16 protein-coding genes are annotated in these 16,456 nt (G+C 57.1%); all 16 read left to right on the top strand.

What is annotated here, in order from left to right:
* The coding region (locus tag RMS03_RS05395) for a 4Fe-4S dicluster domain-containing protein (RefSeq protein ID WP_310626074.1) at window positions 1-761 on the top strand (761 nt) is incomplete at its 5' end.
* 8 nt (window positions 762-769) lie between these two features.
* Window positions 770-1,387: a molecular chaperone TorD family protein gene (locus RMS03_RS05390; protein WP_310626073.1), complete on the top strand. Its 618-nt coding sequence runs from the start codon at window positions 770-772 to the stop codon at window positions 1,385-1,387.
* A 188-nt stretch (window positions 1,388-1,575) separates the two neighbouring features.
* Entirely contained in the window at window positions 1,576-1,788 is a 213-nt protein-coding gene (locus RMS03_RS05385; RefSeq protein WP_310626072.1) for a formate dehydrogenase, read from the top strand.
* Between the two features lie 11 nt (window positions 1,789-1,799).
* Window positions 1,800-4,763: a formate dehydrogenase subunit alpha gene (locus RMS03_RS05380; RefSeq protein ID WP_310626071.1), complete on the top strand. Its 2,964-nt coding sequence runs from the start codon at window positions 1,800-1,802 to the stop codon at window positions 4,761-4,763.
* Window positions 4,764-4,774: 11 nt separating this feature from the next.
* On the top strand, window positions 4,775-5,404 hold the full coding sequence (gene fdh3B / locus RMS03_RS05375) for a formate dehydrogenase FDH3 subunit beta (RefSeq protein ID WP_310626070.1): 630 nt from the start codon (window positions 4,775-4,777) through the stop codon (window positions 5,402-5,404).
* Window positions 5,401-5,622 (top strand): hypothetical protein, encoded by a 222-nt coding sequence (locus RMS03_RS05370; protein WP_310626069.1) that lies wholly within the window; start codon window positions 5,401-5,403, stop codon window positions 5,620-5,622. The genes fdh3B and RMS03_RS05370 overlap by 4 nt, the downstream gene beginning before the upstream one ends.
* A gap of 15 nt (window positions 5,623-5,637) precedes the next feature.
* Window positions 5,638-6,774, top strand: a complete 1,137-nt coding sequence (locus tag RMS03_RS05365) for a formate dehydrogenase subunit gamma (protein WP_310626068.1) — start codon at window positions 5,638-5,640, stop codon at window positions 6,772-6,774.
* Window positions 6,775-6,796: 22 nt separating this feature from the next.
* On the top strand, window positions 6,797-7,162 hold the full coding sequence (locus RMS03_RS05360; protein WP_310626067.1) for a hypothetical protein: 366 nt from the start codon (window positions 6,797-6,799) through the stop codon (window positions 7,160-7,162).
* Between the two features lie 72 nt (window positions 7,163-7,234).
* Window positions 7,235-8,119, top strand: a complete 885-nt coding sequence (locus tag RMS03_RS05355) for a formate dehydrogenase accessory sulfurtransferase FdhD (protein WP_310626066.1) — start codon at window positions 7,235-7,237, stop codon at window positions 8,117-8,119.
* Window positions 8,120-8,181: 62 nt separating this feature from the next.
* Entirely contained in the window at window positions 8,182-10,845 is a 2,664-nt protein-coding gene (locus RMS03_RS05350; protein ID WP_405023503.1) for an ABC transporter permease, read from the top strand.
* Window positions 10,846-10,887: 42 nt separating this feature from the next.
* The gene (locus RMS03_RS05345) at window positions 10,888-11,292 is read left to right on the top strand and encodes a group II truncated hemoglobin (protein WP_310626064.1); all 405 of its coding nucleotides are present in this window, start codon (window positions 10,888-10,890) and stop codon (window positions 11,290-11,292) included.
* Window positions 11,293-11,571: 279 nt separating this feature from the next.
* Window positions 11,572-12,645, top strand: a complete 1,074-nt coding sequence (locus RMS03_RS05340) for a hydrogenase small subunit (protein WP_310626075.1) — start codon at window positions 11,572-11,574, stop codon at window positions 12,643-12,645.
* 24 nt (window positions 12,646-12,669) lie between these two features.
* Window positions 12,670-14,529 (top strand): nickel-dependent hydrogenase large subunit, encoded by a 1,860-nt coding sequence (locus RMS03_RS05335; protein WP_310626063.1) that lies wholly within the window; start codon window positions 12,670-12,672, stop codon window positions 14,527-14,529.
* A 41-nt stretch (window positions 14,530-14,570) separates the two neighbouring features.
* A complete protein-coding gene (locus RMS03_RS05330) occupies window positions 14,571-15,170 on the top strand; it encodes a HupE/UreJ family protein (RefSeq protein ID WP_310626062.1) in 600 nt (199 codons plus the stop codon).
* Window positions 15,171-15,187: 17 nt separating this feature from the next.
* Window positions 15,188-15,913, top strand: coding sequence for a Ni/Fe-hydrogenase, b-type cytochrome subunit (gene cybH / locus RMS03_RS05325; protein WP_310626061.1), 726 nt, complete (start codon window positions 15,188-15,190; stop codon window positions 15,911-15,913).
* Window positions 15,914-15,919: 6 nt separating this feature from the next.
* The gene (locus RMS03_RS05320; protein ID WP_310626060.1) at window positions 15,920-16,324 is read left to right on the top strand and encodes a HigA family addiction module antitoxin; all 405 of its coding nucleotides are present in this window, start codon (window positions 15,920-15,922) and stop codon (window positions 16,322-16,324) included.
* Window positions 16,325-16,456 lie beyond the last annotated feature (132 nt).

Below are 16,456 nucleotides of genomic sequence, written 5' to 3'. Positions count from 1 at the left end.
TGGTGCTCCACACCGCCGAAGAAGCCCCGCAATACGCCGACGGTTTGCAAGCGCAAATGGCCCAAGCGCAGGCCATGCTCGAAGGCTTGGGTTATGCCAAAGCTGCACAGATGCCTGTGCAACTGGTTCACGCCACGCAAGTCCTAGAACTCGATGCCGAGTTGCAACGCCGCACCACAGGCAAGCAGCGCCTGAACAGCACGGTGCCTGCTGCTACGTTTGCGGTGATGGCTGACAAGCGCAGCACCTTGAGTATGGTGATAGACCACTTGCTCGAACATGCACCCGTTTTGAAAACCAGTGCAGCGCCCGAGGCTTTGGCCTTGCCGAAACAGGGTTCTCTGTTTGGCTCGGTCGAGGTGAACAAAGACAGCTGTACCTTGTGCATGAGTTGCGTCAGCGCCTGCCCCGCCAACGCTTTACAAGACAACCAACAGACGCCGCAATTGCGCTTTGTTGAAAAGAACTGTGTGCAGTGTGGCTTGTGCGTCAGCACCTGTCCTGAAAAAGCGCTTCAGCTGGTGCCGCGTTTGTTGCTGACGCCGCAACGCAAAGAAGTGCGCGTGCTCAACGAAACCCAGCCTTACGGTTGCGTGCGTTGCGGCAAGCCGTTTGGCACGCTCAAAGGCATCAAATCCATGATTGGCAAACTCGCGGGTCACGCCATGTTCCAAGGTCCTGCGCTGGAGCGTCTCAAGATGTGTGGCGATTGCCGCGTGATTGATATTTACTCTGCTGGCGACGAACAAAAAATCGTTTAACTATTTGTATGACTGAACCCCATTTATCTTCTGCCCTTGATGAAGAAACCGCACGCGCCGAGCTCTACGGTTTGATTTCCGAGTTGTTCTACGCGCCTGCCCGCCCTGAGCTGCTGGCGCAATTGCGCGTGGCCCCCACAGATGCACCTACCTCGGGAGGCTTTCTCGAAGAGCCTTGGCGTCAGTTAGTGGGTGTGGCGCGTGAGATGGATGACGCGAGCATTCAAAACGAACACCACACCTTGTTCGGGGGTGTGGGCAAGCCTGAGGTGTATGTGTACGCCTCGCACTACTTGACTGGTTTTTTGAATGAAAAGCCCTTGGCCCAATTGCGTACTGATTTGGCCGCGCTGGGTTTGGGGCGTGACGATGCCACCATGTCCGAAACCGAAGACCATGTGTCTTATGTGTTTGAGGCCATGCGGTTCTTGGTGGCGGGTGAGGATGTCTCTGTGTCCAACCTCACACAGCAAGCCAAGTTCTTTGCTGCCCATGTGCAAACGTGGATGCCCGCGTTGTGTGAGGCCTTGCAAGCCACGCCGCGTGCCCGTTTTTACGCTGCGTTGGCCGAGCTGACACGTGCGTTTGTGAGCGTCGAAGCGCAAGGCTTTGACATGTTGGCTTAAAGACCGACAGCCGCTTTGCTTCTTCTTTTGAGGGGTAAGCGTGACGCATGCGCGACAAGCAAGCCGTGTCAGAGGCGTATTCCTGTGAATCGACAAAGGCTTTTGACGTTAATACGTAGTGGACAATGGCGTATCGTTGGTGCAGTATGCAAAGTCGTGCATATCCACGACATCATGAGGAGCAAACAATGCAAAAAGAACAAGCCAAGGACCTCGCGACTCCGTCGCGCCGTGGATTTTTTATGGGTGCCGCAGGTGCTGCTGCTGCCGCAGTGACAGCACTGCCCGGCATCCCTGTCCCCTCCGCTGAATTGAACAAACTCCCTCCCGCACCCGAAAACGGTGGCGGCTACAGCTTGAGCGAACACGTCAAGCGTTACTACCAGACGACGCGCGTCTGAAGGAGCCCCCTATGTTGTTGACTCGTAAAACCAATACGTCTGCCAAAACTGCTGGCAGCTCTGCATTCGTTGGCCGCTTGCAACGCGGCTTGTCACAGGCCTTGCCGACCTTGGATCGTCGCGGCTTTTTGCGCCACTCAGGTTTGGGTATTGGCGTAGGCTTGGCTGCAACGCAATTGAGCTTGGTCAAAAAAGCCCAAGCTTCCGGCGCTTTGTCGGGCGACGGCGCAAGCAAGATTGAAGTTAAACGCACCATTTGTACGCACTGCTCCGTGGGTTGCGCAGTCGATGCCGTGGTGGAAAACGGCGTGTGGGTTCGCCAAGAGCCTGTGTTTGACTCCCCCATCAACCTTGGTGCACATTGCGCCAAAGGTGCGGCCTTGCGTGAGCACGGCCACGGTGAGTTCCGCTTGCGTTACCCCATGAAGTTGGTCAACGGCAAGTACGAACGCATCAGCTGGGACACTGCGCTTGACGAAATCAGCGCTAAGCTGCTGGAGCTGCGCAAAACCTCGGGCCCAGACAGTGTGTACTGGATTGGCTCGTCAAAGCACAACAACGAGCAAGCCTACTTGTTGCGCAAGTTTGTCAGCTACTTCGGTAGCAACAACTGCGACCACCAAGCCCGTATTTGCCACTCCACCACCGTGGCTGGTGTGGCCAACACCTGGGGTTATGGTGCAATGACCAACTCGTACAACGATATGCAAAACAGCAAGGTCGCTATGTACATCGGATCTAACGCGGCAGAAGCGCACCCTGTGTCCATGTTGCACATGCTGCATGCCAAAGAAAACGGCTGCAAGATGATCGTGGTCGATCCACGCTTCACACGCACAGCGGCCAAGGCTGACGAATACGTGCGTATTCGCTCAGGCTCTGACATTGCGTTCTTGTTTGGTTTGTTGCATGTCATCTTCAAAAATGGCTGGGAAGACAAAAAGTACATCAACGACCGCGTGTTCGGCATGGACAAGGTCAAAGAAGAAGTCATGGAAAAGTGGACCCTCGACAAAGTCGAAGAGGTCTGTGGTGTGTCGCCTGAACAAGTGACCCTCGTGGCCAAGATGTTGCACGAAAACAACCCCGGTACGGTGGTGTGGTGTATGGGTCAAACCCAACACACCACAGGCAACGCCATCGTGCGTGCCTCTTGTATCTTGCAGTTGGCCTTGGGCAACTTGGGTAAGTCTGGTGGCGGCACCAATATTTTCCGTGGCCATGACAACGTGCAAGGCGCCACCGACGTGGGGCCTAACCCTGACTCGTTGCCCGGCTACTACGGCTTGGTGGAAGGCTCATGGAAACACTTCGCCAAGGCTTGGGGTGTTGAGTTCGATTGGATCAAAGGCCGCTTTGCCAACCCTGGCATGATGAGCAAGCCTGGCATCACCTTGTCCCGCTGGATTGATGGTGTGATGGAGAAAAACGAGCTCATCGACCAAGACAGCAACCTCAAGGCCGTGTTCTATTGGGGCCATGCCCCGAACTCGCAGACCCGTGGTCTGGAGATGAAGCGCGCCATGGATAAGCTGGACTTGTTGGTGGTGGTTGACCCTTACCCTTCAGCCACCGCCGCGATGGCTGCGATGCCAGGCAAAACCGAAGATCTCAACCCCAATCGTGCGGTGTACCTGTTGCCCGCAGCGACGCAGTTTGAAACCAGTGGCTCATGCACGGCCTCGAACCGCTCCTTGCAATGGCGTGAGAAGGTCATCGAGCCTTTGTGGGAAAGCCGCTCTGATCACATGATCATGTATCAGTTCGCACAAAAATTGGGGTTTGGTCCAGAGCTGGCTAAGAACTACAAGCTGCAAAAAGTCAAAGGCATGGACGAGCCCATACCCGAAGACATCTTGCGTGAAATCAACAAGTCGGTCTGGACCATTGGTTACACCGGCCAAAGCCCAGAGCGTTTGAAAGCGCACATGCGCAACATGCATCTGTTTGACGTCAAGACCCTCAAGTCCAAAGGCGGCAAAGACAAAGAAACCGGCTACGACTTTGGTGGTGACTACTTCGGCTTGCCTTGGCCTTGCTACGGCACGCCCGAGCTCAAGCACCCCGGCACATCGAATCTGTACGACACCTCCAAGCACGTCATGGATGGCGGCGGTAACTTTCGCGCTAACTTTGGTGTCGAGAAGGACGGCAAAAACTTGTTGGCGGAAGATGGCTCGCACTCCAAAGGCGCAGACATCACCACCGGCTACCCCGAGCTCGACCACGTGCTGCTCAAGAAGCTCGGCTGGTGGGACGAGCTCACCGATGCTGAAAAAGCATTGGCCGAAGGTAAAAACTGGAAGACTGACAATTCGGGAGGCATGATGCGCGTCTTCATGCAAAACCACGGTTGCCATCCGTTTGGTAATGCCAAGGCGCGTGCGGTTGTGTGGAACTTCCCAGATCCCATCCCGCAGCATCGTGAGCCTTTGTACGGCACGCGCCCTGACTTGATGGAAAAGTACCCCACGCACGCCGACAAAAAAGTGTTCTGGCGTCTGCCCACCTTGTACAAAACCGTGCAAGACAAAAACATTGCCGACAAGGTGCACGAGAAGTTCCCGCTCATCCTCACCTCGGGCCGTTTGGTCGAGTACGAAGGTGGCGGCGAAGAGACCCGTTCCAACCCATGGTTGGCCGAGTTGCAGCAAGAAGCCTTTGTCGAGATCAACCCTAAGACGGCGGCAGACCGTGGTATTCGCAACGGTGAGCGTGTGTGGCTCAACAGCCCCACAGGTGCACGCTTGAATGTGCAGGCCTTGGTGACCGAGCGAGTGGACACGGGCACTGTGTGGATGCCTTTCCACTTTTCGGGTCGCTGGCAAGGTGAAGACATACTCAAGTACTACCCCAAAGGGGCAGCGCCCATCGTGCGCGGTGAAGCGGTCAACACCGCCACCACCTATGGTTATGACAGCGTCACCATGATGCAAGAAACCAAAACCACCGTCTGCAACATCGAACGCGCCTAAGGAGAAACTAAATGGCACGCATGAAATTTATCTGTGACGCAGAGCGTTGCATCGAGTGCAACGGTTGTGTCACCGCTTGTAAAAATGAACATGAAGTTCCATGGGGTGTGAACCGCCGCCGTGTGGTGACTTTGAACGATGGTGTGCCTGGCGAGAAATCCATCTCCGTCGCGTGCATGCATTGCTCGGACGCACCTTGTATGGCCGTTTGCCCTGTGAACTGCTTCTATAAGACCGACGAAGGCGTGGTCTTGCACGACAAAGATATTTGCATTGGCTGCGGCTACTGCTCTTACGCTTGCCCATTCGGCGCACCTCAGTTCCCAAGCCAAGGCACCTTCGGTGTGCGCGGCAAGATGGACAAGTGCACCTTCTGTGCCGGTGGCCCAGAAGCCAATGGTAGCCATGCCGAGTTTGAAAAATACGGTCGCAACCGGTTGGCCGAAGGTAAGTTGCCTGCGTGCGCCGAAATGTGTTCGACCAAAGCCTTGCTCGCCGGTGACGGCGACATGGTGGCTGACATCTTCCGCAATCGCGTGGTCAAACGCAACAAGGGCGCTGAAGTGTGGGGCTGGGGCACGGCCTACGGCTCTAAGCAAGTCGGTCAAGCAACCGCAAAAGTTGAAGGAGTGAAGAAATGATGCAACGCATTTCCATCCTCCTGTTGAGCGTGGCGGCACTCACCGCTTGCGGTGAGAAAGCCCAAACCCTCGGCACCAAGAACGATGCCACGGCTTTCAGCGGTGCAAGCAACAGTTTTGTAGAAGCAGGCTGGACCGCCGGTGACAAAACCAGTTGGGAGCAACACCTGCGCACACGCGGCCAATACGGCATGAACGACCACAGTCGCGCACCGTAAACCAAGGGGCACATCATGTACCGCTCTTTTCAATCGGTGTTGTGTGCAGCTCTGACGGTGTTCGCACTGTCGGCTGTGGCACAAGACAAAGCGCCGGCGAAGGCTTCGGCCATCCAAAGCGTCAATATCCAAGACGTCAAGCCTGACGCCAGCGATGCGCCTGGCTATGCCGAGCAAACCAATAGCGAACGCGGCAAAGTCCAGCCTGGCAACAATGCGCCCATGTGGCGTGGTGTGGGTGCGGGCATGGAAGGCTACAGCAGTCTGCCCAAGTCGCAAGCGCCAGAGGCGGGCGTGTTGATTCAACCCTTTGTGCAATACCCCGGCTCACGCCTCACCAACGGTGGTGAAGCTTGGCGTCAAGTGCGCAACAACTGGATCATTCCCTACGGCGGCTCACTGCTGCTGATTGTGTTGGGAGCGGTGGGTGTTTTCTACTGGCGCAAAGGCATGATTAAGTTGCATGGCCGTGCGACGGGTGTGGAGATCGAACGCTTCACACCGTTTGAGCGTTCGGCCCACTGGACCAACGCCATCGCCTTCGTGGTTTTGGCGCTGTCTGGCATCACCATGGCGTTTGGCAAGTTTTTCATGCAGCCCATTATTGGTGACACGTTGTTTGGTTGGCTCACGTACTTGCTGAAGAATGCACACAACTTTGCGGGTCCTTTGTTTGCGGTGTCTTTGACGGTGGTCTTCATCACGTTTTTGAAAGACAACCTGCCGAGCAAAGAAGACTTTGTGTGGCTCATCAAAGGCGGCGGTTTGCTCAGTGGCCACGAAGTTCCTTCGCACCGTTTCAACGCAGGTGAAAAAATTGTGTTTTGGGGCGGCGTGTTCGCACTCGGTTTGGTGGTGGTGGCTTCGGGCTTTGTGCTCGACAAAATCATTCCGTTCTTGGTATACGAGCGCAGCACCATGCAAATCGCGCACATGGTGCATGCCGTGGCGACGCTGCTGATGATGGCGATGTTCATCGGTCACATCTACATGGGCACCATCGGTATGGAAGGTGCCTACAAAGCCATGAAGACCGGCTATGTGGATGAGACGTGGGCCAAAGAGCACCATGAGCTTTGGCATGACGACATCAAGGCTGGCAAGATTCCCGCTCATCGCACCGAAAGTTCGGGCACCACAGCGCACGCTTGATGCGCTGAACAGGAGAACACACATGAACAAACGACTCTTTGCACTGATCTTGGTGGCTGTCAGCGCCACGGCGACGGCCAAATTGCCTGCCCCCAACGACGAAGCCAAAGCCAAAGCCGCTGAGGCGGCTGCGAAAACTGCGCATGCGGGTAAAGTCGATGGCTATTTGCTGTGCAAGTCACAAGACAAAGTGGCCGCGCATGTGCAAAAGACCAACAAGGCCAAAGCAGGCAAGCCCGTTGCGACACTCCCTTGCGCTGACCCCGGCAAGTTTGTCTACACACCGCCAGAGGCGGCGGTTTCTGCGCCTACTGCTGCTGCATCGGCTCCTGCCGTGACTGCCGCCGCCGTCAAAGCTACCGCACCAGCTGCACCGACAAAAAAGTAATCCACACAGCTTTGCTGTTCATCGGGCCGCACTGAGAAGTGCCGGCCCTTTTTGTTGTAGCCTACTTAGCTTATGTTTTTAGATTCTTCCTCGTCTGTGTTGCCGCACCTCACGCAAGCCCAAGCCGAACTGACCCGCCACATCGAGGTGGTCAACGCGCACGGCGTGCGTGAGCAGGTGTCCATTCCTGCCGAGCGCGCGCTGACGGTGTATGTGGACAAGCGTGAAATCGTCACGCTCATGACCTTGGGGACACACCCAGAGTGGTTGGTGCTGGGCTATTTGCGCAACCAGCGTTTGGTGGGTGAGGTGGGCAAGGTCGAATCCATCACCGTCGATTGGGATGCGGGAGAAGACGGTGCGGGCGTGGCTGCTGTGAAAACACGCCACGGCATTGCCGACATTGCCGCGCGCACCGAAAAACGTGTGGTCACCACTGGCTGCGGGCAGGGCAGTGTGTTTGGTGATTTGATGGGGGAGATCGACACGCTGACACTGCCCGATGCACGCATCAGCCAAGCGCGTTTGTACGCCGTGCTCAACGTCATTCGCTTGCAAGAAACCACCTACAAATCCGCAGGTTCGGTGCATGGCTGTGCACTGTTCAGTAGTGAAGACATGCAAATCTTTGTCGAAGATGTGGGCCGTCACAACGCCATCGACACCATTGCGGGATGGATGTGGATGAAGGGTGTCACAGCGGATACAGACTCTATTTTTTACACCACGGGCCGCTTGACCAGCGAGATGGTGATCAAGTCCGCCCAGATGGGTGTGGCGGTGGCGGTGTCGCGCAGCGGCATCACGCAAATGGGCTACGACATGGCCACACGCTTGCAACTGTGCGCGATTGGTCGCGCGACAAACAAACACTTCCTCTGTTACACCGCACCAGAGCGCTTGTTGCTAGACCCTTCGCTTGCCGTTGGCGGCGTACACAAGGTGGCGGAGGTATGAGTGCGGGCTTGTCTCCTGTGCGTCTGACCCCCTCATCACCCGCTGCCACGCAGGTACCATGTGTGGGCGTGACTTGGTGGACGCAAGCGTGGCGGACGCTGTGGCGTGATGCGCGTGCAGGCGAGTTGCGCTTGCTGGTGGTGGCTGTGGCGTTGGGTGTGGCGGCGCTCAGCTCGGTCAGTTTTTTGGCGGATCGTCTGAATGCGGGTTTGCAGCGCGATGCGCGGCAACTGCTAGGCGGCGATGCGGTGGTGGTGAGTGACCAAGCCACGCCCGCACACATCGTGCAACGTGCCCAACAAGCAGGCTTGCAAGGCGTGAGCACCTTGAGTTTTCCCACCATGGCGCGTGGCCAATCGCACAGCGGCGCAGAGGCCAACAGCCGCTTGGTGGCGCTCAAAGCCGTTGAAGTTGGCTATCCGTTGCGTGGTGAGTTGCATGTGGCCCGCAGTTTGGCACAGGCACAACTGGCGTTGAACAGCACCGCTGACACCCCCACAACGTTCGAAAAAACGACCACCATCCCCGCCAGTGGCGAAGCGTGGGTCGAGCCCGGCGGTTTAGAAGCCTTGGGGCTGGACGTGGGGGACACCTTGATGCTGGGCGACAGTCACTTACGCATCAGCCGCGTGCTGGTGCGAGAGTCGGACCGTGGCGCGGGTTTCATGAACTTCGCACCTCGCGTGATGATCAACACGGCGGACCTCAAAGCCACAGGCTTGGTGCAACCCGCCAGCCGTGTGACATGGCGCTATGCCGTGGTGGGCAACGACGCCCGTGTGAAAGACTTTTTAGCCTGGGCCGAGACGGAGAGCAAAAAACAAGAGGTGCGCGGCGTGCGCGTGGAGTCGCTGGAAGCAGGCCGCCCCGAGATGCGCCAAACCTTGGACCGTGCAGGTAAGTTCTTGAACCTTGTGGCTTTGCTCGCCGCCTTGCTCAGCGCGGTAGCGGTCGCACTTGCAGCGCGCGCATTTGCAGCGCGTCATTTGGACGACTGCGCCATGCTGCGCGTGTTGGGCTTGAGCCAACGCCACATTGCGTTGTCATACACCGCCGAGTTTGTGTGGGTAGGGACGTTTGCCAGTGGCTTAGGGCTGGCGCTGGGCTATGCCGTGCATCTGCTGTTTGTGAGCCTGCTCAAAGGTTTGGTCGACACCGCCTTGCCAGCCCCCAGCGTGTGGCCTGTGGTTTACGGTGTGGGCACGGGCCTGACCTTGTTGCTCGCGTTTGGTTTGCCGCCTGTGTTGCAACTCGCCAGCGTGCCTGCCTTGCGCGTGATGCGCCGTGACGTGGGAGAACTCAAAGCCACCACACTCAGTGTGTGGGCCATAGGGCTGACAGGCTTTGCGGTGTTGCTGGTGGCGGTGAGCCGTGATTTGAAATTGGGTCTCATGGTGGTGGGTGGCTTTGCGGCGGCCGTGCTGTTGTTTGCGGCCATGGCTGGGTTGGCCGTCGTCGTGTTGCGTCGTAGCGTGGTGGAGGGTGCTGCGCCACCGTGGCTCATGCTCGCCACGCGGCAGGTGAGTGCCCGCCCCATGTATGCCGTGGTGCAAGTCAGCGCTTTGGCGGTGGGGCTGCTGGCCTTGGCGCTGCTGGTGTTGCTGCGCACCGACCTCATCAGCAGTTGGCGCAATGCCACGCCGGCGGATGCGCCGAATCGGTTTGTCATCAACATCCAACCGACGCAGGCCGAACCGTTTCTTGCCACACTGCACGAAGCAGGCGTGAGCAAGCTCGATTGGTATCCCATGATTCGTGCGCGTTTGGTGGCGGTGAATGGCATCACCGTCACGCCCGACAGCTACACCGAAGAACGCGCACAGCGTTTGGTGGACCGTGAGTTCAATGTGTCCTTCAACGCCGCACCGCCTGCACACAACACGCTGGTGCAAGGGGCATGGCAAGCCGAAGATCCCGATGCCTTGAGCATCGAAGAAGGCATCGCCAAAACCTTGATGCTCAAACTCGGCGACACCTTGCGCTTTGACATGGCGGGCGTGCTGCACGAGTCCCGCATCACCTCGGTGCGGCGTGTCGACTGGACATCCATGCGTGCCAACTTCTTTGTGATGTACCCCGTCAGCCACCTGCGCACAGGTGCAGGCTTTGATGTGCCTACTACCTACATTGCGGCCTTCCGTGCGCCTCAGCGTGCGACGGCGATGGTGAGTGCTGCTGACACGTCGGCAAGTGCAAGCCCCCCCACCCCTGCGAGCAATCATTGGGTGAAGCCTGTGCCTAGTTTTGACAACCAACTCATCAGTCGCTTCCCCAACGTCACCAGTGTGGACATGGGCGCGACCTTGAACCAAGTGCAAACCGTGTTGGACCAAGTGGTGCGTGCGGTGGAGTGTTTGTTCTTGTTCACCTTGGCGGCGGGCTTGGTGGTGCTGTTTGCCGCCGTCACCGCCACACGCGAAGAGCGGGCGCGTGAATACGCGGTGCTGCGCGCCTTGGGGGCGTCCAACCAATTGCTGGCCTATGTGCAGCGTGCCGAGTTGGCAGGCGTGGGCGCACTGGCAGGTGTGTTAGCCAGCAGCGTGGCCATGGCCATGGGCTGGGGCTTGGCCCACTTTGCGTTCGAGTTTGAATGGACGGCCAGCCCGTGGGTGCTTTTGTTGGGCACGGTGGTAGGTGCATTGTTGGCCTTGGCTGCTGGCTGGTGGGGTTTGCGCGATGTATTGCGCCGACCCGTGGCGCAGACTTTGCGCCAAGCCAGCCAGTGATGTGTCGCCATGCGCTATCGATGCTTTGAATGAAATGAACGTATGCAAATCGAAGAGAAATCCCCCTTCAATACGCCCTTCGAATGGATTGGTGGTGAAGCGCGTGTGCGCGTGTTAGTCGAACGCTTTTACGACTTGATGGATTTGGAGCCTGCCTACGCCGAGCTGCGCGCCGCACACGGCCCTGAGTTGGCCAATGCACGTCAGCGCTTGTTCATGTTCTTGTGCGGTTGGTTGGGTGGCCCTGATTACTACGTTGAGCAACACGGCCACCCGCGCTTGCGCATGCGTCACATGCCGTTTGCGATTGGCATCAAAGAGCGTGACCAATGGGTCGCCTGCATGGACCAAGCCATGGGCGAAACCGAAGTGCCCCAAGGTTTGCGCGAACGTTTGAAGCACAGTTTTTTCCAAACAGCAGATTGGATGCGCAATAAAGGCGTGTGAGGCTGCGCGTCCATCAACGAGACGGAAGGTGCGCTGCCGTTTTGTTTCTTGATTGGAAGCTCGGTGTATTTTCTCTGCGGTCTGAAAAACCAGACACCATGAACTTCACAAAAAAGACTTAACGCTGGCAACACTTTGTGGTGGCTTCACGGTGGTTTCCCTAGGTTCTGAATAGTTGGCCTGTGACTTGCTGTCATCTATCGAAGGCCTGAATATCGTGCGCGTCCATCACGTGCGGTGTTTGAGGTAGATCGATGACTATTCATGGAGACACCCACAATGGAAACCTTTTACGAGGTCATGCGTCGCAAAGGCATTTCGCGTCGCAGTTATTTGAAGTACTGCTCGCTGACGGCCACCTCATTGGGTTTGGCGCCGTCTTTTGTGCCCCAGATTGCACATGCGATGGAGAACAAGCCACGCACGCCCGTGCTGTGGCTGCATGGTTTGGAGTGCACCTGCTGCACAGAGTCGTTCATCCGCAGTGCGCACCCCTTGGCCAAAGATGTGGTGTTGTCCATGATTTCACTGGATTACGACGACACCTTGATGGCCGCAGCGGGCCACCAAGCAGAAGCGCTGCTTGAAGAGATCATGACCAAGTACAAGGGCAACTACATCTTGGCGGTCGAGGGCAACCCACCCTTGAATGAGGACGGCATGTTCTGCATTCAATCAGGCAAGCCCTTCATCGAAAAATTGAAGCACGTGGCCAAAGATGCCAAAGCCATCATCGCTTGGGGCTCGTGTGCCTCATGGGGTTGTGTGCAAGCGGCCAAGCCCAATCCCACGCAAGCCACGCCGATTCACAAAGTCATCACCGACAAGCCGATCATCAAGGTGCCAGGTTGCCCGCCTATCCCTGAGGTGATGACGGGCGTGATCACGTACATGCTGACCTTTGACAAGATTCCTGAGTTGGACCGTCAAGGCCGTCCCAAGATGTTTTACAGCCAGCGCATTCACGACAAGTGCTACCGCCGCCCCCACTTTGATGCGGGGCAATTTGTTGAGGCGTGGGATGACGAGTCGGCACGCAAAGGCTATTGCCTCTACAAGGTGGGCTGCAAGGGGCCTACCACTTACAACGCTTGCTCCACGGTAATGTGGAACGAGGGCACCAGCTTCCCCATCAAAGCAGGCCACGGTTGCATTGGTTGCTCCGAAGATGGTTTCTGGGACAAAGGTTCTTTCTACAACCGTCTCACTGACATTCATCAGTTTGGTGTGGAAGGTAATGCCGACCAAATTGGTGGGACTGCCGCTGCGGTGGTCGGTGCCGCAGTGGCTGCACATGCGGCCGTCTCCGTCGCCAAGCGTGCCCGCGATACCGCAAAAACACCATCGGCATAAATCACACATTCAGAGGGTACACACATGGGTGCTTACGAAACACAAGGCTTCAAGATGGACAACACGGGACGACGCATTGTTGTCGACCCCGTGACACGCATTGAAGGACATATGCGTTGCGAGGTCAACGTCGACAGCAACAACGTCATCCGCAACGCCGTCTCCACGGGCACGATGTGGCGCGGCTTGGAAGTCATTCTCAAAGGGCGCGACCCACGCGACGCCTGGGCATTTGTGGAGCGCATTTGCGGTGTCTGCACAGGTTGCCATGCGCTCGCCTCAGTGCGTGCGGTGGAGGATGCCTTAGGCATCAAGATTCCGCTGAATGCCCATTTGATCCGCGAGATGATGGCCAAAACTTTGCAGGTGCATGACCATGCCGTTCATTTCTACCACCTGCATGCCCTCGACTGGGTGGATGTGGTGTCTGCACTCAAGGCCGACGCCAAGAAAACCAGTGAGTTGCAGCAACTGGTGTCGCCGCACCATCCGTTGTCGTCCGCAGGTTACTTCCGCGATGTGCAAAACCGTTTGAAAAAATTTGTCGAAAGCGGCCAGCTCGGCCCCTTCGCCAACGGTTACTGGGGCAGCAAGGCGTATGTGTTGCCACCCGAGGCCAATTTGATGGCGGTCACCCACTACTTGGAAGCCTTGGACTTGCAAAAAGAGTGGGTCAAAGTCCACACGATTTTTGGCGGCAAGAACCCCCATCCCAACTACTTGGTCGGTGGTGTGCCTTGCGCGATCAATATCGATGGCAACGGTGCCGCAGGTGCCCCCATCAATATGGAGCGACTGAATTTCGTGCAAGCACGGATTCAGGAAATGATCGACTTCAACAACAACGTCTACATCCCAGACGTGTTGGCGATTGGCACGATTTACAAGCAAGCGGGTTGGCTCTATGGCGGTGGCTTGTCGGCTACGAATGTGGCGGATTACGGCACCTATGAAAAAGTGCCTTATGACCACAGCACACACCAGTTGCCAGGCGGTGTCATCCTGAACGGTGACTGGAACAAAATCCACACCATTGACCCGCGCGACCCAGAGCAGGTGCAAGAGTTTGTTTCGCACAGTTGGTACAAATATGCCGACGAGAAAAAAGGCCTGCACCCTTGGGATGGTGTGACCGAAGCCAACTACAAACCCGAAGGTCCGAACTTCAAAGGTACGCGCACCAAAATTCAACAGCTGGATGAAAGTGCCAAGTACTCATGGATCAAGTCACCTCGCTGGCGTGGTCATGCGGTCGAGGTCGGCCCCTTGTCGCGCTACATCTTGGGCTATGCCCATGCCTTGCAGGGGAATAAGTATTGCCAACGCGTCAAAGAGCAAGTCGATGCCTCTGCACAAGCGATCAACCATGCCATCCCCAAAGCGCTGGGCTTGCCTGAAACCAATTACTCACTCAAGCAACTGCTGCCCACCACGATTGGTCGCACACTGGCACGTGCGCTGGAGAGCCAATACGCCGCTGAAATGATGATGGATGACTTCAAGCAACTCATCAGCAACATCAAGGCGGGCGACACTGCCACCGCCAACATCGAGAAGTGGGATCCAGCCACTTGGCCCAAAGAAGCCAAAGGTGTGGGCACGGTGGCCGCACCGCGCGGCATGTTGGGGCATTGGATCAAGATCAAGGACGGCAAGATCGAGAACTACCAGTGCGTTGTGCCCACCACCTGGAACGGCAGTCCGCGTGACACCAAAGGCCAGATTGGCGCGTTTGAAGCCAGCTTGATGAACACCCCCATGGTCAATCCCGAGCAGCCCTTGGAAATCTTGCGCACCCTGCACAGTTTTGACCCCTGCCTGGCTTGCTCGACCCACGTGATGAGCGAAGAGGGCCAAGAAATGAGTTGCGTGACGGTGCGCTAAAGCGCATGCCATTCAACCTGCATGAAAGAAGGAGTTAAAAAATGAAAATCGTCAATCGAAATCACCTCTTCGTCCTCTTGATGGCGATGCTGGCAGGTAGCGCACACGCGCATGCAGGCCACGGCACGTTCAGCTTCTTTGAAGGTGTGTCGCATCCCTTTGGCTGGGATCACTTGCTGGCCATGGTGGCTGTGGGTATGTGGTCTGTGCTGGCTTTGCCTGCTCGGCAAGCGGCCATCGGCCCTGTGACCTTTTTGCTGATGATGCTCGCTGGTTCCCTTATGGGCATGACGGGTGGCAGTGTGACTAACCTCGAAGCCTTGATGGCTGTGAGTGTGCTCTTGCTCGCCGTGATGTTGCTGGTGCCGTTGCTGAGTGTCTCGCGTGTGGCTCAAGGCTTGGGCTTGTGCGTGGTGGCTGTCTCGGCACTCTTGCACGGGTTGGCGCACGGCATGGAAGCCCCCGTTGGCCAAGCGTCTGGCTATGTGCTGGGTTTTGTGTTCTCAACAGCGGCTCTCCATGTGGCGGGTGCGTTCACGGCGGTGTGCGTGCGTCGCGCATGGTCGGCACGCACGGCATCGTTGGTGCTGGGCACGGCGGTGGGTAGTGCGGGTCTGTGTTTGCTTGGTCAATTTGTTTGAACCTGAAGGAGACTGCCATGTCAAGCTCTACTCAAGTCGCTGATGCCACAGGCGTGGATGAACAGGCGGTGGCGCAGGGTCAGGTCACCAAGTCCGTCTATGTGTATGAAGCGCCTGTGCGTGTGTGGCACTGGATCAATGCCTTGGCAATCACGGTCTTGGCGCTGACGGGCTACTTCATCGGTTCACCCTTGCCCACGATGCCCGGTGAGGCCAGTGACCACTTCCTCATGGGCTACATCCGCTTTGCCCACTTCACAGCAGGCTACCTCTTTGCCGTGGGCTTGCTGGGACGCATTTACTGGGCCTTTGTCGGCAACCACCACGCACGTGAACTCTTCACTTTGCCACTGACCAACAAGGCATATTGGCAAGAGGTGATGAGCATGGTCAAGTGGTACGCCTTCATCGCCGAGCGTCCCAATCGTTATGTGGGTCACAACCCCATGGCACGCTTGGCCATGTTCTTCATGTTCTTTTTCACGGCGGTGTTCATGCTGTTCACTGGGTTTGCACTTTATGGCGAAGGCACACAAGCCGGCTCATGGGCAAACAGGGTGTTCGGTTGGGTGATTCCACTCATGGGGCAATCACAAGACGTACACACTTGGCACCATGTGGGCATGTGGGTCTTGATTGTGTTCATCATCTTGCATGTGTATGCCGCGATCAGAGAAGACATCATGGGCCGTCAAAGCATTGTCAGCACCATGATCTCCGGCCACCGCAGCTTCAAAGACTGACCTGCTGTGCCACGCCACCGTCAGCCCCTGCCGCCGCACGGTGTTCCCCTGCGCACACCGCCCCATCCAGGGCGGTTGTTGGCGCGTTATTGTTTAGAGCCACTGGCCTTGTCGCAATCGCAAGCGGCTCGCCTGCTGGGTATGTCACGCCGTCGCTTGCATGAGTTGGTGCATGGGCAGCGCACCATGACGCCCGACACCGCCATTCGCTGTGCGCGTCAATTTGGCATTGAGGTGGGTTTTTGGCTGACCCAGCAAGCGGCTTGGGACAGCTTTCACGCATGGAAGCGTTTGTGCGCCGAATTGTGCGTTGAACAAAGCCCAGTACCCACGCCGCGTTCACCGCTGGGTGTGTTGCCCGCAAGCTTGACCACATCGGTCAAAGCGGCGCTCTCTCCTTCCCCTCTCTGATTCAACCTTTGGTTGCTCACCATGTCCACTACCTCACCCGAAACCGCCTGTCACCCCTGTGGTGACAAGCCTGCCAGCATCTGTGTGCTGGGCATTGGCAATTTGCTCTGGGCCGATGAAGGCTTTGGTGTG

It is taken from the genome of Limnohabitans sp. (genome assembly GCF_031538885.1).
GTDB lineage: Bacteria > Pseudomonadota > Gammaproteobacteria > Burkholderiales > Burkholderiaceae_C > Limnohabitans.
Note: the sequence above shows the minus strand (reverse complement) of the source record. Positions and strands in the feature narration are given on the sequence as shown.

Bases quoted from the DNA above. Each gene is read 5' to 3' on its own strand.
- RMS03_RS05390 (WP_310626073.1), top strand. From the start codon at position 770: ATGACTGAACCCCATTTATCTTCTGCCCTTGATGAAGAAACCGCACGC.
- RMS03_RS05385 (WP_310626072.1), top strand. From the start codon at position 1,576: ATGCAAAAAGAACAAGCCAAGGACCTCGCGACTCCGTCGCGCCGTGGA.
- RMS03_RS05380 (WP_310626071.1), top strand. From the start codon at position 1,800: ATGTTGTTGACTCGTAAAACCAATACGTCTGCCAAAACTGCTGGCAGC.
- fdh3B (WP_310626070.1), top strand. From the start codon at position 4,775: ATGGCACGCATGAAATTTATCTGTGACGCAGAGCGTTGCATCGAGTGC.
- RMS03_RS05370 (WP_310626069.1), top strand. From the start codon at position 5,401: ATGATGCAACGCATTTCCATCCTCCTGTTGAGCGTGGCGGCACTCACC.
- RMS03_RS05365 (WP_310626068.1), top strand. From the start codon at position 5,638: ATGTACCGCTCTTTTCAATCGGTGTTGTGTGCAGCTCTGACGGTGTTC.
- RMS03_RS05360 (WP_310626067.1), top strand. From the start codon at position 6,797: ATGAACAAACGACTCTTTGCACTGATCTTGGTGGCTGTCAGCGCCACG.
- RMS03_RS05355 (WP_310626066.1), top strand. From the start codon at position 7,235: ATGTTTTTAGATTCTTCCTCGTCTGTGTTGCCGCACCTCACGCAAGCC.
- RMS03_RS05345 (WP_310626064.1), top strand. From the start codon at position 10,888: ATGCAAATCGAAGAGAAATCCCCCTTCAATACGCCCTTCGAATGGATT.
- RMS03_RS05340 (WP_310626075.1), top strand. From the start codon at position 11,572: ATGGAAACCTTTTACGAGGTCATGCGTCGCAAAGGCATTTCGCGTCGC.
- RMS03_RS05335 (WP_310626063.1), top strand. From the start codon at position 12,670: ATGGGTGCTTACGAAACACAAGGCTTCAAGATGGACAACACGGGACGA.
- RMS03_RS05330 (WP_310626062.1), top strand. From the start codon at position 14,571: ATGAAAATCGTCAATCGAAATCACCTCTTCGTCCTCTTGATGGCGATG.
- cybH (WP_310626061.1), top strand. From the start codon at position 15,188: ATGTCAAGCTCTACTCAAGTCGCTGATGCCACAGGCGTGGATGAACAG.